General features: G+C 61.6%; 12 protein-coding genes. All 12 read left to right on the forward strand.

Features of this window, described 5'->3' with window-relative positions; translation table 11 throughout:
- The first annotated feature begins 64 nt into the window (after positions 1-64).
- A complete protein-coding gene (nuoL, locus tag VB672_RS17925; protein WP_329785567.1) occupies positions 65-2,107 on the forward strand; it encodes an NADH-quinone oxidoreductase subunit L in 2,043 nt (680 codons plus the stop codon).
- Positions 2,107-3,618, forward strand: coding sequence for an NADH-quinone oxidoreductase subunit M (locus tag VB672_RS17930; RefSeq protein ID WP_329785568.1), 1,512 nt, complete (start codon positions 2,107-2,109; stop codon positions 3,616-3,618). The genes nuoL and VB672_RS17930 overlap by 1 nt, the downstream gene beginning before the upstream one ends.
- A 7-nt stretch (positions 3,619-3,625) precedes the next feature.
- Positions 3,626-5,065, forward strand: a complete 1,440-nt coding sequence (nuoN, locus tag VB672_RS17935) for an NADH-quinone oxidoreductase subunit NuoN (RefSeq protein ID WP_329785569.1) — start codon at positions 3,626-3,628, stop codon at positions 5,063-5,065.
- A 2-nt stretch (positions 5,066-5,067) separates the two neighbouring features.
- Positions 5,068-5,892 (forward strand): biotin--[acetyl-CoA-carboxylase] ligase, encoded by an 825-nt coding sequence (locus VB672_RS17940; RefSeq protein WP_329785570.1) that lies wholly within the window; start codon positions 5,068-5,070, stop codon positions 5,890-5,892.
- A 5-nt stretch (positions 5,893-5,897) separates the two neighbouring features.
- Positions 5,898-7,571, forward strand: a complete 1,674-nt coding sequence (locus tag VB672_RS17945) for a ribonuclease J (protein ID WP_329785571.1) — start codon at positions 5,898-5,900, stop codon at positions 7,569-7,571.
- A gap of 23 nt (positions 7,572-7,594) precedes the next feature.
- Positions 7,595-7,999, forward strand: a complete 405-nt coding sequence (gene mce, locus VB672_RS17950) for a methylmalonyl-CoA epimerase (RefSeq protein WP_329785572.1) — start codon at positions 7,595-7,597, stop codon at positions 7,997-7,999.
- 22 nt (positions 8,000-8,021) lie between these two features.
- A complete protein-coding gene (locus VB672_RS17955) occupies positions 8,022-8,345 on the forward strand; it encodes a DUF1467 family protein (RefSeq protein ID WP_329785573.1) in 324 nt (107 codons plus the stop codon).
- Between the two features lie 391 nt (positions 8,346-8,736).
- On the forward strand, positions 8,737-10,065 hold the full coding sequence (gene proS / locus VB672_RS17960; RefSeq protein ID WP_329785574.1) for a proline--tRNA ligase: 1,329 nt from the start codon (positions 8,737-8,739) through the stop codon (positions 10,063-10,065).
- Between the two features lie 6 nt (positions 10,066-10,071).
- Positions 10,072-11,361 carry a lipoprotein-releasing ABC transporter permease subunit gene (locus tag VB672_RS17965; protein ID WP_329785575.1) on the forward strand — a complete coding sequence of 430 codons (1,290 nt, stop codon included), beginning with the start codon at positions 10,072-10,074 and terminating at the stop codon, positions 11,359-11,361.
- A gap of 2 nt (positions 11,362-11,363) precedes the next feature.
- Positions 11,364-12,059 (forward strand): ABC transporter ATP-binding protein, encoded by a 696-nt coding sequence (locus tag VB672_RS17970; protein WP_329785576.1) that lies wholly within the window; start codon positions 11,364-11,366, stop codon positions 12,057-12,059.
- 392 nt (positions 12,060-12,451) lie between these two features.
- Positions 12,452-15,925, forward strand: a complete 3,474-nt coding sequence (gene dnaE / locus VB672_RS17975; protein ID WP_329785577.1) for a DNA polymerase III subunit alpha — start codon at positions 12,452-12,454, stop codon at positions 15,923-15,925.
- Positions 15,926-15,981: 56 nt separating this feature from the next.
- A complete protein-coding gene (locus VB672_RS17980; RefSeq protein WP_329785578.1) occupies positions 15,982-16,431 on the forward strand; it encodes a GNAT family N-acetyltransferase in 450 nt (149 codons plus the stop codon).
- The last annotated feature ends 9 nt before the right edge of the window (positions 16,432-16,440 follow it).

The raw sequence follows: 16,440 nt of genomic DNA on the forward strand, positions 1-16,440 counted from the left end.
GAATCGGTTTTCTGATCAAGATCATGCGGCCACGAGCCAGGCCCGAACGGCGAAGTAAACGACAATGTACCACGCAATCGTCTTCCTGCCGCTCGTCGGCTTCCTCATCGCAGGCATCTTTGGGCGCGTCCTCGGTGCCCGACCGAGCGAGATCGTCACGACGGCTCTGCTCTTCGTGGCGGCCGTTCTGTCCTGGGTGTCCTTCATCCAGGTCGGCTTCGGCGACGGCGCGACCCGCGTCCAGGTCGCTCAATGGATGTCGGTCGGTGATCTCCAGGTCGATTGGGCGTTCCGGATCGACACGCTCACCGCCATGATGCTGGTGGTGGTCAACACCGTGTCGGCGCTCGTGCATCTCTATTCCATCGGCTACATGCACGAGGACCCGCACCGTCCGCGCTTCTTCGCCTATCTGTCGCTTTTCACGTTCGCCATGCTCATGCTGGTGACGGCCGACAACCTTGTCCAGATGTTCTTCGGCTGGGAAGGCGTGGGATTGGCGAGCTACCTGCTCATCGGCTTCTGGTACCAGAAAGACTCGGCCAACGCGGCCGCCATGAAGGCGTTCATCGTCAACCGCGTCGGCGATTTCGGCTTCCTGCTCGGCATCTTCACGATCTTCGTCTTGTTCAACGGCGTCACCTTTGATGCGATCTTCCCGCGTGTCGGTGAGTTTGCGAATGCACGCTTCACCTTCCTTGGGATCGAGTGGCATGCCCTGACCATCGCCAGCCTGCTGCTCTTCATGGGCGCGATGGGCAAGTCGGCGCAGTTCCTGCTGCACACCTGGCTGCCGGACGCCATGGAGGGTCCGACCCCGGTCTCGGCGCTGATCCATGCCGCCACCATGGTGACGGCAGGTGTCTTCATGGTTGCTCGCTTGTCGCCGGTGTTCGAATATGCACCCTCGGCGCTCGCCGTAGTGACCGTTATCGGTGGCATCACGGCCTTCTTCGCCGCGACCGTTGGTTTGGTTCAGAACGACATCAAGCGCGTGATCGCCTATTCGACCTGCTCGCAGCTCGGCTACATGTTCGTGGGCCTTGGCGTAGGCGCCTACAGCGCCGGCGTGTTCCATCTGTTCACGCACGCCTTCTTCAAGGCCCTTCTGTTCTTGGGCGCCGGCTCGGTCATCCATGCCATGCACCACGAGCAGGACATTCGCCACATGGGCGCACTGCGCCGCTACATCCCGTTCACCACGGCGATGATGGCCGTCGGCACCCTCGCGCTCACCGGCTTCCCGTTCACGGCGGGCTACTATTCGAAGGATGCGATCATCGAGGCGGCCTACGCGGCCCACTCCTCGGCCGGCTCCTTCGCCTTCCTGGCCACGGTCGTCGCCGCCTTCATGACCTCCTTCTATTCCTGGCGTCTGTTCTTCCTCACCTTCGAGGGAACTGCACGCTGGGGGCACGGCCCTCACGATCAGCATACCCATGCTCCCCATTCCCATGAAGGCGTAGAGCATGACGACCATAATCGTGATGTGGAGCCGGCAAGTCATGCCCAGCACGAGCACGGCCACCATGGAGCCCACATGCCCCATGAGAGCCCGCTCGTGATGCTGCTGCCTCTGCTCGTGCTCGCCATTGGGGCGGTTCTCGCCGGCATCGTCTTCCATGGCGCTTTCATCGGCGAAGGCTACCAGGAGTTCTGGAAGGGTGCTCTGTTCACTCGTCCCGAGAACCACATCTTAGAAGAGATGCACCATCTCCCGGGTTGGGTGCCGCTGCTGCCGACCATCATGATGATTCTCGGCTTCCTGCTGGCCGTCTACATGTACATCATTGATGCCAAGCAGCCGGCGAAGCTCGCAGCCGACCACCCGATCCTGTACCGGTTCCTGCTGAACAAGTGGTACTTCGACGAGCTGTACGACGCGATCTTCGTTCGTCCCTCCATGGCCATCGGGCGCTTCTTCTGGCGCACGGGCGACCAGCGGATCATCGACGGGCTCGGGCCCGACGGCATCTCCGCCCGCGTTCTGGACGTGACGCGCGGTGTCGTGCGGGTTCAGACGGGCTACGTCTATCACTATGCCTTCGCCATGCTGATCGGCGTTGCGGCTCTCGTGACCTTCTATCTCTTCAGGGGAGCCCACTAATGCTCGGCTTCGGCATCCTCTCCGGCCTTCTCATCCTGCCGCTCGTCGGAGCAGCCTTCATCCTGACCCTGCGTGGCGACAGCGAGGCTGCTCGCTCGAATGCCCGCTGGGCTGCCCTTGCCACGACGGTTGCGACCTTCCTCCTGTCGCTCGTCGCATGGGCCCGTTTCGACGTCGCGTCGGCTTCGTTCCAGCTGGTGGAAAGCCATTCGTGGCTGACCGAGACCATCCGCTTCAAGCTCGGCGTCGACGGCTTCTCGATGCCGCTCATCCTGCTCACCACGTTCCTGATGCCGTTCTGCATCCTGGCGTCGTGGGAATCCATCGAGAATCGGGTGAAGGAATACTTCGTCGCCTTCCTCGTCCTCGAGACCACGATGATCGGCGTGTTCTGCGCCCTCGACCTCGTGCTGTTCTACCTGTTCTTCGAGGCAGGCCTCATCCCGATGTTCCTGATCATCGGAATCTGGGGCGGCAAGCGTCGCATCTACGCGAGCTTCAAGTTCTTCCTCTACACGCTGCTCGGCTCCGTACTGATGCTTCTGGCCATCATGGCCATGTACTGGGCCGCCGGCACGACCGACATCCCGACGCTGCTTGCCTACAAGTTCGCGCCGAACCTGCAAATCTGGTTGTGGCTTGCCTTCTTCGCGTCTTTCGCGGTGAAGATGCCCATGTGGCCGGTCCATACCTGGCTGCCGGACGCGCACGTGGAGGCGCCGACGGCAGGCTCGGTGATCCTGGCCGGCGTCCTCCTGAAGATGGGCGGCTACGGCTTCATCCGAGTGTCGCTGCCCATGTTCCCCGATGCGTCGCTTTATTTTGCGCCGTTGGTCTACGCGCTCTCGGTCATCGCGATCATCTATACGTCGCTGGTGGCCCTGATGCAGGAGGACATCAAGAAGCTCATCGCCTATTCTTCGGTGGCGCATATGGGTTTCGTCACCATGGGCCTGTTCAGCATGAACGAGCAGGGCATCCAGGGCGCGATGTTCACCATGATCTCCCACGGCCTGGTCTCCGGTGCGCTCTTCCTGAGCGTCGGCGTGATCTACGACCGGATGCACACCCGCGAGATCAAAGCCTATGGCGGCCTCGTGAACCGGATGCCGCTCTATGCGGTGGTGTTCCTCATCCTGACGATGGCCAACGTGGCCCTCCCGGGCACCTCCGGCTTTATCGGCGAATTCCTGACCCTGATGGGCGCCTTCCGCTCCAACACCTGGGTGGCGTTCTTCGCCGCGACCGGCGTGATCCTCTCCGCGGCCTATGCTCTCTGGCTGTACCGGCGCGTGGTCTACGGAGAACTCGACAAGCCGGCCCTCCAGGACATCAAGGATCTGAACCGTCGCGAGATCGTCACCTTCGCGCCGCTCATCCTGCTCATTCTTTATTACGGCGTACAGCCTGGTCCAATCCTCGACGCTTTCGCGGCGCCGACGGATGCGCTCATGAACAGCGTCCAGGCTGCCCTCGCCACCGTGAAAACGGCCGCTGTCGCGGCACACTGAGGTCACGATGAACCCCGCCCTCACCATTCCCGCTTTCGGTCCGATGTTGCCAGAGATTCTCATGGCGGTCGGCGTGCTCGCCCTAGTCCTGTTCGGCGCTTTTCGCGGCGAACGTCCGGGCTACGGCATGAGCATCATTGCGCTGGCACTTCTTGCCGTCACCTTCGTGGCTGTCCTGATGCTCCCATCGGAGCGGGTTGAGACCATGGCCGGCTCCTTCGTCGTCGATGGCTTCGCCAAGTTCATGAAGGCACTGACGCTTCTAGCCTCAGCCGGCGGCATCATCCTCTCTCTGGACTACATGAACCGTGAGGGGATCTACCGCTTCGAGTATCCGATCCTGATCGTGCTCTCCACAATCGGCATGATGATGGTGATCTCGGCGAACGATTTGATCGCCCTCTATCTCGGTCTGGAACTGCTCAGCCTGTCGTCCTACGTGATCGCGGCCTTCGACCGTGACAACGTACGCTCGACCGAGGCCGGTCTGAAATATTTCGTGCTCGGCGCGCTCTCCTCGGGCATGCTGCTTTACGGTGCGTCGCTGATCTACGGCTTCACTGGCAGCGTGTCCTTCCCGGTCATCGCCACGGTTCTGCAGGGCAATGTGGGCATCGGCGCCATCGTCGGTCTCGTCTTCGTCGCTGCCGGCATCGCCTTCAAGATCTCGGCGGTGCCGTTCCACATGTGGACGCCGGACGTGTACGAAGGATCGCCGACACCTGTAACGGCCTTCTTTGCCGCCGCCCCCAAAATGGCCGGCATGGCCATGGCGACCCGCGTCTTCATCGATGCCTTCCCGGGCATTCTGATCCAGTGGCAGCAGATCATCGTCTTCATCTCGATTGCCTCGATGGCACTCGGTTCCTTCGCGGCCATCGGTCAGCGCAACCTGAAGCGCCTGATGGCCTATTCATCCATCGGCAACGTGGGCTACGCCCTGATCGGTCTTGCCGCCGGCACGCCGGACGGCGTCCAGGGCGTCGCCATCTACATGGCGATCTATCTGGCCATGACGCTGGGTTCCTTCGCGATCATCCTCGCGATGCGCCGCGGCAATGTGATGTTCGAGTCGATTGACGACCTGTCCGGCCTCTCGCGTACCCATCCTGCACTTGCGTTCTGCCTCGCGATGATGATGTTCTCGCTGGCCGGTATTCCGCCTCTGGCAGGCTTCTTCGCGAAGTTCTACGTCTTCGCGGCCGCTATCCAGGCGAACCTCGTGACGCTCGCTGTGATCGGCGTCGTGACGAGCGTGATCGGCGCCTATTATTATCTGCGCATCGTCAAGGTCATGTATTTCGACGCTCCGGTCGAAAGGTTCGAGCGCATGTCCCCGGGCGTGAGCTTCGTCCTCGTGGTGTCGAGTGCCGTGGTGCTGCTGTTCTGGCTGGTGCCGGCTCCCATCGTCAATGCAGCGGGCGCCGCGGCGCGATCCCTGTTCTGATCGTGCATCTGTCGCCTGAGGCCGAGGCCGCCGGCTACCGAATTCTCTCGCTTGGGGCGACGGACTCGACGAATGACGATGCCCTCCAGGCCGCCCGGTCCGGTGATCCAGGTCGGCTCTGGATCACCGCGGCCGAGCAACTCGCGGGGAGGGGGCGGCATGGCCGGCAATGGTCGTCGCCACCCGGCAACCTCTATGCCAGTCTGCTCCTGATCGATCCGTGCGACATGCCGTCGGCACCGCAGCTCGGCTTCGTGGCCGGGCTCGCGTTGCACGAGGCGGTTGAGGCGGTCACGGGCATCGGTGCACCGCGTCTTGCCCTGAAGTGGCCGAACGACCTCCTGCTCGATGGCGCCAAGGTGTCCGGCCTGCTGCTTGAAGGTCATCGTCTGAAGCCTGACGGCCCCTTCGCCATCGTGATCGGCTTTGGAGTGAATGTGGCTTTTGCGCCGACCGGCACCCCGTACCCCGCTACGGTATTGCAGACAATCAATCCTGGGCTCGACAAGGCTGACGTGCTGCGTGCCCTGTCCTCTGCTTTCGCCCGGGCTTTCACTGCCTGGGGCATATCCGCCCGGAGGAATGCATCGGATCCCTTCGGCGCCATCCGGCAGCTTTGGCTGGAGCGTGCTGCGGGCCTCGGTCAGGAAGTGACACTTCGGCTGCCTTCGGGCGAGAAGAAGGGCATCTTCCAAGGGCTCGACCGGTTCGGGCGCCTGCAGCTGAGAAGTCGCGATGGGGTGGAACTCATCGATGCAGGCGACCTTTATTTTCCCAATTTGCTGCACGATATAGCTCAGCCTGACACTGGCTCGAAAAGGTCTTGAACTGAATGGCTTCCCACCAGGACGAATTGGTCTTTCTTCCCCTCGGAGGACTTGGCGAAATCGGCATGAATGCTGCCCTCTACGGCTTCGGCTCCGAGGAGGACAGGCAGTGGATTCTGGTCGATTGCGGCATGGGCTTCGGCGGCGAGGAGAACCTGCCTGGCATCGACGTCGTCTATCCGGATCTGCGCTTCATCGAGGAAGAACGTCACAATCTGCTGGGCATATTCATCACCCATGCCCACGAGGACCATATCGGTGCCCTCGTCGAAATGTGGCCGCGCCTGAACGTACCGGTGTACGCCACGAAATTCGCCATTGGCCTGTTGGAGACCCGTCGCCTGTCGGAGGCTGGTGCCCCGAAAGTGGATCTTCGGGAAATCGTGCCCGGCCAGCGCCTCAAGCTCGGCCCCTTCGACATCGAGTATGTGCCGGTCGCGCATTCGATCCCGGAGTCCAATGCTCTGGCAATCCGAACTCCTCATGGGCTCGTGGTGCACACGGGTGACTGGAAGCTCGACAACACGCCTTACCTCGGCAGCCTGACGTCGGAAGAAGCCTTCCGCGCCCTGGGCGACGAAGGGGTGCTGGCGCTCGTCTGCGATTCGACCAATGTGGTCCGCGAGGGCACAAGCCCGAGCGAATCCGATGTCTCCAAGAACTTGGCGCAGCTCATCAAGGATGCGCCTCACCGCGTGGCGGTCACCACCTTTGCCTCCAACGTCGCACGCATCCGCTCCGTGGCGGAAGCAGCCCGCGAATGTGGCCGTGAGGTCGTGGTCGTCGGCCGAGCCATGGACCGAGTCGTCGAAGTGGCGAAAGAATGCGGTTATCTCGACGGTTTGCCCGAATTCCGTTCCACGGAAAACTTTGGATACATACCGCGGGACAAGATCGTTGCGATCCTCACAGGCTCGCAGGGAGAGCCCCGCGCGGCTCTCGCCCGTATCGCCCAGGACGAGCACCCGGACATCGCGCTCTCCGCCGGAGACAGGGTCATCTTTTCATCCCGTGCCATCCCCGGAAACGAGAAGGGTGTGGGCTCGATCATCAACAGCCTGATCGAGCAGGGCATCGAGGTCATCACTGACCGTACGGAACTGGTCCATGTGTCCGGCCATCCTCGACGGGGCGAGTTGGCCCAAATGTACCAATGGACCCGGCCGCGCATCGCAATTCCTGCGCACGGCGAGCCTCTGCACCTGAGCGAGCACGCGAAATTTGCACGGGCCCAGGGCGTGCCAGAGGTTGTTCGGGCAAAGAACGGAACCCTCGTCCGCCTTGCGCCCGGCCCCGCCGAGATCGTTGACAATGTTCCGGCGGGCCGTCTCTATCGCGACGGCAACATCGTCATCGGAGCCGGTGAGCGGGCTCTCCCGGAGCGCCGGAAGCTCGCCTTCGCCGGTATCGTCACGGTGGCAATTGCCATCGATGACCGGGGCGAGCTGGTCGGCGATCCGGTGATCGATGCCATGGGCCTGCCGGACAAGAACCGGCAGGGTCGGGACCTGACGGACATCATTGCCGATACCGTGGCCGATCTGCTCGATGGACTTTCAAAAGCCAAGCGGCGGGATCCGGAGGCCGTCGAGAACGCCGTCCACCGAGCCGTGCGTGCTGCCGTGAACCAGGAATGGGGCAAGAAACCCGCCTGCCACGTGCTGGTGATCGAGGCGTAAGATCTGGAAGGGGGAGAGTGCCGATGATCGGGCGTCTCAATCATGTTGCCATCGCCGTGCGCGACATCGCGGCTGCTTCGGAGGTCTACCGTAAGACCCTTGGAGCGGAAGTCTCGGAACCTGAGTCGCTCGAAGAGCATGGTGTGACGGTTGTTTTCATCACTCTACCCAATACCAAGATCGAGCTCCTGGAACCCTTGGGTGGAGAATCGCCCATTGCCCGCTTCCTGGAGAAGAACCCGGATGGCGGAATGCACCATATCTGCTACGAGGTTGATGACATCCTCTCGGCGAGGGACCGGCTTGTGAATTCCGGGGCGAGGGTCCTGGGCTCGGGGGAACCGAAGACCGGAGCCCACGGAAAACCGGTGCTTTTCCTGCACCCCAAGGATTTCAACGGCACACTTATCGAACTTGAGCAGGCCTGAGGACAAGCTGTTGATAAGCTTTGTGAAATCTCTTGCAGGTTCGCTATGGTCCACGATCGCGATCGTCTTGGTCGTGTCAGGGATTGCCATCGCCATCGCCGTCAATGCCTTTGGCCTTCGGGTGAGCGGGGGCCTTGCGCTTTACTTCGTGATCTGGTGGATCCTGCTCTTTGCCGTCCTGCCCTTCGGGATTCGGAGCCAAGTGGAAAGCGGGGAGGTCGTCCAAGGCAGCGAGCCTGGTGCGCCAGCACTTCCTGCCCTGCGGGAGAAGGCGATCTGGACGACGCTTGTTGCGTCCATCGTCCTCGTCGTGGTAGCGGCGATATTTCCCCTGGCCGGCCTCTAATCACAAGAAGAGGAGGAAAGCAAAAAAGAAAAGCAAGGCTTTCGCCTTGCCTGAACTGCCTTTTGGCAATTTTTGATCCCTGGCTTTCTCAGGCCAGCGCCTCGTGGCGCCTGGGGACTTCATTCCTCCCGAAACTCGGACCGTAGCCTCTGACCTTGGAAGGTCCAAGACGTTAGGGTTTTGTTTATAGTCACCTCACCAAGCGGTGTCACCTTTTATAGGCACTTCCTGATGCATTTTTTGGCATTTCTTGTATTGATCTTTGGTCTAATCCATCTCGCCGCAGGCCCGACAAGGTGATGACAGCTTGTCTTTTGCCCAGGCCCTGTGTTGTGTGCTGGAAACGAGTCGCTAGATTTTTCCTGTTCTGACCGAGAGCTAAAGGCGTCCCATGCGTTTGAGCCGCTACTTCCTTCCCATTCTCCGCGAGACGCCAAAAGAGGCGGAGATCGTCTCCCACCGCCTCATGCTGCGTGCCGGCATGATCCGCCAGGAAGCCGCGGGAATTTATGCCTGGCTGCCGCTCGGCTTGAAGGTCCTCAACAAGGTCAACGCCATCGTCCGCGAGGAGCAGAACCGCTCCGGTGCGGTCGAACTCCTCATGCCGACGATCCAGTCGGCCGATCTCTGGCGGGAGTCTGGCCGCTATGATGCCTATGGCAAGGAGATGCTGCGCATCCAGGACCGCCACGAGCGCGAGATGCTGTTCGGCCCGACCAACGAGGAAATGATCACGGAGATCTTCCGGGGCTATGTGCGCTCCTACAAGGATCTGCCGCTGAATCTCTATCACATCCAGTGGAAGTTCCGCGATGAGGTGCGGCCGCGCTTCGGCGTCATGCGCTCGCGCGAGTTCCTGATGAAGGATGCCTATTCCTTTGATCTGGATCAGGCCGGCGCCGTCCATTCCTACAACAAGATGTTCGTGGCCTATCTCCGGACCTTCGCCCGCATGGGACTGAAGGCGATCCCGATGCGGGCCGATACGGGTCCGATCGGAGGCAACCTCAGCCACGAGTTCATCATCCTGGCTTCAACCGGCGAGAGCGAGGTCTTCTGTCACGCGGATTACCTGGATTTCGACATTCCGCCAGCTGACACCAATTTCGACGATATTTCTGGACTCCAGACCACGGTCGACAAATGGACATCGCTCTACGCAGCCACGTCCGAAATGCATGATGCTGCTGCGTTCGATGCCGTTCAGCAGGACAAGAAGATGTCTGCCCGCGGCATCGAAGTCGGCCACATCTTCTATTTCGGCACCAAGTATTCCGAGCCCATGGGCGCGAAGGTCATGGGGCCGGACGGGCAGGAGAAGCCGGTCCATATGGGCTCATACGGCATCGGTCCCAGCCGTCTGATCGCCGCGATCATCGAGGCGAGCCACGACGAGAACGGCATCATCTGGCCGGAGGCCGTTGCTCCCTTCGATGTGGCGATCCTGAATCTGAAGGCTGGTGACGCAGCGACAGATGGCGCATCGGAGCGGCTCTATCGCGAATTGGCAGCCGCGGGACGCGACGTGCTTTACGACGACCGGGACGAGCGTCCTGGCGGGAAGTTCGCAACCGCCGATCTCATCGGCGTTCCGTGGCAGGTTCTGATCGGACCGAAAGGTCTTGCCGAGGGTAGGGTGGAGTTGAAGCATCGTGCCACGGGAGAGCGCGAGCATCTCGCGCTCGATGATGTGATCGCCCGCCTCACAGCACATAAATAAGCGGTCATGGCCCAGGAACGAAAAGCCAAGACAGCGTCGGCTGGGACGAAGCCTTTCTCGCTCTTCGAGTGGATGCTCGCCGGGCGATACCTGCGCACGCGGCGGAGGGAAGGCTTTGTTTCAGTTATTGCGGGCTTCTCCTTCCTCGGCATCATGCTTGGCGTCGCCACGCTCATCGTGGTGCTTTCGGTCATGAACGGCTTTCGCAAGGAGCTGCTCGACAAGATCGTCGGCATCAACGGCCATATCTTCGTGGCACCGCTTGAGAGCCCTCTGACCGACTACCCGGAGGTCGCAGCCCGCATTGCCGCGGTGCCGGGCGTCAAGCGCGCCATCCCGCTTGTGGAGGGACAAGCCTTCGGCTCCTCGCAGTACAACGGGAGCGGCGTTCTCGTGCGAGGCATCCGCCCGGAGGACTTACGCAAGATCGAGCATATTGCCGCGAACCTGCGTCAGGGGACGCTCGAGAACTTCGAGGAAGGCGAAGGTGTCGCCATCGGGCGTCGCCTTGCCGATGCGCTTTCGCTTCAGGCCGGCGACACCTTCACGCTCATCACGCCTCGCGGCGCATCGACACCTTTCGGGACGGCTCCTCGGGTCAAAGGCTATCCGGTCAAGGCGATCTTCGAGATCGGCATGTCGGAGTTCGACTCGACCTTCGTGTTCATGCCGCTGACCGAGGCGCAAAATTACTTCAACCGCCAGAGCGACGTGCAGCTCATCGAGGTCTATCTCGACAACGCCGACAGGGTGGACGAGGCTCGTGCTGCCATCGACGAGGCAGCGGGACGCCCGATCCTGATGACCGACTGGCGCCAGCGCAACCGGACCTTCTTCGGTGCCCTGGAGGTCGAACGGAACGTGATGTTCCTGATCCTCACGCTCATTGTGCTGGTGGCGGCGCTCAACATCATCTCCGGGCTGATCATGCTCGTGAAGGACAAGTCGGAGGACATCGCGATTCTGCGCACCATGGGCGCGACTCGGGGTGCGGTCATGCGAGTCTTCCTGATCACGGGCGCCTCGATCGGCATTGTGGGCACGATCGCCGGCTTCGGTCTAGGGCTGCTGCTTGCGCTTAATGTCGAGACGATCCGCGACGTCATCTCACGGCTGACGAACACCAATCTTTTCCCGGCGGAACTGTACTTCCTGAGCCGTCTACCCGCGGAAGTGAATCCGACCGAAGTGGCCACCATCCTCATCATGGCCATGGTGCTGTCGCTTCTCGCGACCCTATATCCCTCCTGGCGGGCCGCGAAGCTCGATCCAGTCGAAGCGCTGCGTTACGGTTGAGTATGTCGCCAGCCCAGTCCCAACCCGCCCTGTATCTCTCGAAGGTCGAGCGCCGCTACCCGCAAGGGGACAGCTTCCTCGAGGTGCTGCGTGGTGCGGACCTCGCGATCTGGCCGGGTGAGATCGTGGCCCTTGTCGCGCCGTCCGGCACTGGCAAGTCGACCCTGCTCCATCTGGCAGGCTTGCTGGAAAAGCCGGACGGCGGCGAAGTCTTCGTCGGTTCGAAACCGACCGCAGCCATGAACGACCAAGAGCGCACGCGAATCCGACGCGAGGAACTCGGCTTCGTCTACCAGTTTCACCATCTTCTGCCGGAGTTTTCGGCGCTTGAGAACGTGGTCATCCCGCAACTCATTCGCGGCCTGTCAAAGGCGGAAGCCCAGGATCGCGGGACCCAGCTTCTGACATTCCTTGGCCTGGGCAAGCGCCTCGATCACCGTCCTGGCGAGTTGTCCGGCGGCGAGCAACAACGTGTTGCCATTGCCCGCGCGGTCGCCAACGCTCCACGCCTGCTCCTGGCCGACGAACCGACCGGCAACCTCGATCCCAACACGGCGGATCGCGTCTTCCAGACGCTCGTCGCCATTGTCCGCGCCTCGAAGCTCGCCGCCCTGATCGCCACGCACAACATGGATCTCGCGGCCCGCATGGATCGGCGCGTAACCATCCGCGACGGCCTGATCGTTCAACTGCCCTAAGACCTCACGTCTCTGTTTTGAGCAATAGATCGGCCCGCCTTTCTGAGGCGAAGGGGGCCTTGTTGCGTCTTAACGATTTGTTGACTCCGTCCCGAGCCTGGGCTCTGCACATGCTTTACACAGAACATCCAATGAACAAAGATGAACATATTGGGAACACGGAGATCACACCATGCTTCGCTTCATCCTTGAGACCACCGCCGAAATCGCTTCTCTCGCCATATTTGGATCGGCCGTGGCAATCTGGGCTCTGGTCCTTTCTCCCATCGCTTGATACCGAGATCCACAACAACCCACCGGGATTCACAGGAACATACTCCTTGAGGCCGGAGGTCAGGCTTCCTTAGCAAAGAATCGTGCCACTATGCGTGCCGTTCGATGAGTAGAGTTTTATGGCGCGCATTCTTCACGATATCGGTTTTGTCCATCTGCATGTCCATTCCTCGTACTCGCTGCTCGAGGGGGCTCTGAAGGTCGCGCAACTGGCAAAACTCGCTGCTGCCGATAAGCAGCCGGCCCTTGCGCTTACCGACACCAACAATCTCTTCGGCGCCCTGGAGTTCTCGGAAAAACTCGCGGGCTCCGGCATCCAGCCCATCGCGGGCGTTCAGCTCTCCGTCTGCTTCGAGGAGCCGGATCCGGTCGCCCGCGTTGTGCCGCAGCCGTCCAATATCGTGCTTCTGGCGCAGAATGAGGAAGGTTACCGCAACCTCATGCGCCTCGTGAGCCATGCCTATTTCGGCGTGCCGTTAGGTGAGGATCCGCGGGTGATGGCGCCCGTACTATCGACCCATAGCGAGGGGCTGATCGCCCTGACCGGCGGCTTCTCGGGTCCCCTCGATTGCGCTCTGCGCAACGGCGCGCGTCAGGACCTGGCGCAAGCGCGGCTCGACATTCTCAAGAATGCCTTTGGTCACCAGCTCTATGTGGAGCTCCAGCGCCACGGCCTGGAGGATGAGCGCCTGATAGAAGGTGAGCTCATCGCGCTGGCAGACCGCAATGGATTGCCTATCGTTGCGGCGAACGAACCGTTCTTCTCGTCAGCCAAGGATTACGAGGCGCATGACGCGCTTCTTGCCATCGCCGAAGGCCAGATCGTCTCTAATCCCGATCGCCGGCGCCTCTCGCCGGAGCATCATTTCAAGACCCGCCAGCAGATGATGGAGCTGTTCGCTGACCTGCCGGATGCCCTGCAGGCCAGCGTCGAAATCGCCATGCGCTGCGCGACCCGCGTGAAGACCCGCAAGCCGATCCTCCCGAATTTCGGCACGGGCCCCGACGCTGCGACCCTTGATGAAGGCGAGGAACTGAAACGGCAGGCAGAGGAGGGACTTGAGAAGCGCCTCGCCGCACATGGACCCGCGCCGGGCCTGACCGAGCAGGACTACCGCGAACGTCTCGCCTATGAGATCGGCATCATCCGGAACATGAAGTTTCCGGGATACTTCCTCATCGTGTCCGACTTCATCAAGTGGGCCAAGGATCACAACATCCCGGTCGGACCGGGTCGCGGTTCGGGTGCCGGCTCGCTTGTCGCTTACGCGCTCACCATTACCGATCTCGATCCGCTGCGATTTGCCCTTCTTTTCGAACGCTTTCTCAACCCGGAACGCGTCTCGATGCCTGACTTCGATATCGACTTCTGCGTCGAGGGACGCGAGCGCGTCATCGAATATGTTCAGCAGCGCTATGGCGAAGAGCAGGTCGCGCAGATCATCACCTTCGGTACGCTGCTCGCCCGCGGGGTGATGCGCGACGTCGGCCGCGTCCTCGAAATGCCGTATGGGCAGGTGGACAAGCTCACCAAACTGGTCCCCCAGAATCCCGCCAATCCGGTGACACTTGCGCAGGCCATCGAAGGCGAGCCGAAGCTGCAGGCCGCCATCGACGAAGAACCGGTGGTCAAGCGCATGCTGGACATCGCGCAGAAGCTCGAAGGGCTGCATCGGCACGCCTCGACCCACGCGGCCGGCGTGGTGATCGGCGACCGGCCATTGCAAGAATTGGTGCCTCTCTACCGAGATCCGAAGACCGGTATGCGCGTTACCCAGTTCAACATGAAATGGGTCGAGCAGGCTGGCCTCGTGAAGTTCGACTTCCTCGGCCTCAAGACCCTCACCGTTCTGCGCACGGCAGTCGATCTTATCCGACGCAAGGGCATCGAGATTGATCTCTCGGCTCTGCCGCTCGATGACCGCAAAACCTACGAGATGCTCCAGCGCGGCGAGACGGTCGGTGTGTTCCAGGTGGAATCGGCGGGTATGCGCAAGGCGCTTGTCGAAATGGAGACCGACCGCTTCGAGGACATCATCGCCCTCGTGGCGCTCTATCGTCCGGGACCTATGGCGAACATCCCGGTTTACTGCGCGCGCAAACTTGGCAAGGACGAGCACAACAAGAGGGATTGGTATCCGCACGACAAGCTGGAGCCAATCCTGCGCGAAACTTTCGGCATCATCGTTTACCAGGAGCAGGTGATGGAGGTGGCGAAGGTCCTCTCCGGCTACTCGCTCGGCGACGCCGACCTGCTGCGCCGCGCCATGGGCAAGAAGATCAAGGCCGAAATGGACGCGCAGCGCGAGCGCTTCGTGTCCGGTGCGAAGGAGGGCGGCCTCGACAAGGCGAAGGCAAACGAGATTTTCGACCTTCTCGCCAAGTTCGCGGATTACGGCTTCAACAAGAGCCACGCGGCGGCCTATGCGCTGGTCGCGTTCCAGACGGCCTATCTCAAGGCCAATCATCCGGTCGAGTTCCTGGCCGCGTCGATGACCCTCGACCTCGACAACACCGACAAGCTCGCCGAATTCCGCCGCGAAGCGCAGCGCCTCGGCTTCAAAGTGATCCCGCCTTCGATCAACCGCTCGGGCGTGGTGTTCGACGTGGTCTATGACGCGGAGGGCACGGGATCGATCCTCTATGCGCTCGCCGCCGTGAAGGGAGTGGGCCGCCAGGCCATCGAGGCCGTGGTGGAGGCGAGGGGGAGTGAGCCCTTCAGGGACCTCGCCGATTTTGCGCGGCGCATCAATCCCCGCATGCTCAACAAGCGCACGCTGGAGAATCTGATCGCAGCAGGCGCCTTCGACGAGCTAGAGCCGGACCGGGCCAAGGCCTGCGCGTCCATCGATGCCATCATGAGTCTGGCCCAACAATCGCACGAAGCGGCCAACGGCGGCATGATGGACATGTTCGGCGGCGTCGCCTCGGCGGATGTCCAGCTGCGGATCGGCCCCTACGATCCTTGGCCCGCCGCCGAGCGACTGCAGCGAGAGTACGATGCCGTCGGTTTCTTCCTGTCAGGCCACCCCCTCGACGAGTACGGCGAGCTTTTGAAGAAGCTGCGGGTGCAGACCTGGGTCGAGTTCTGCCGCTCGGTCAAGGCGGGCAACTCCGTGGGACGGGTGGCGGCCACCATTCTTGATCGACAGGAACGCCGCACCAAGACCGGCAACAAGATGGGAATTCTCACCCTGTCGGATCAGACCGGGCAGTTCGAGGCGATCATCTTCTCGGAAGGACTCATGCGGCTGCGGGAAGTCCTGGAGCCCGGCTCCGCCGTGGTGCTGATGCTGCAGGCTGGTCTTGAGGGCGAGGAGGTGAGGGCGCGTATCGGCATGGCCGAGCCCTTGGACGAGGCGCTCGCCAAGCACCAGAAGAGCATGCGCATCTTCCTGCGCGACGAACGGCCGATCCCCAGCGTCTATGAGCGGCTTAAGGCTCGTGGCGAGGGTGAGGTCTCTCTTGTGCTTATCCTTGACGACGGGGATCGAGAGGTAGAGGTCAAGCTGCCCGGCAAGTACATGGCGAGCCCCCAGATCGCCGGAGCGCTCCGGGCGGTGCCGGGGGTCGTGGACGTGCACGTGAACTGACCCGCTCGGAACAGCTTTACAGCAGAAGAATTATCCGGCGGATCATCGGTGCCCCCATGAACGAGCGCCTTGCCTCTATCCAGCTTACGGTTGAGGCTGAACCTGAAGCATTCGCGGATGAAATCGAGGCGCACCTCCTCGACTCACTGAGACAGAACGTCCCCGCCAGCGACTATGCCCCCTTCGGCATCCTGGCCCGCGACGGACAAGGTGTGATCGTCGGCGGGCTCATCGGCGGAACCTCGTACGGATGGCTTGTCATCAAGATCCTCTGGGTTTCAGAGGATCTTCGCAGTCAGGGTCTCGGTGCCAGAATCATGAGGCTCGCCGAAGGGGCGGCCGTCGAACGGGGATGCCATGGGGCGTGGCTGGACACCTCAAGTCGGCGTGCCAAGAGCTTTTACGAAAAGCTCGGCTATGAAACCTTCGGAATTCTAGAAAATCAGGCTGGGGAGCGGCCCCAGGGGCACGCTCGCTTCTTCCTGCGCAAGCAATTTTCCGGCTGAAGGGGACAG

The organism is Microvirga sp. CF3016, assembly GCF_036314085.1.
In the GTDB taxonomy this organism is placed as follows: Bacteria; Pseudomonadota; Alphaproteobacteria; order Rhizobiales; family Beijerinckiaceae; genus Microvirga.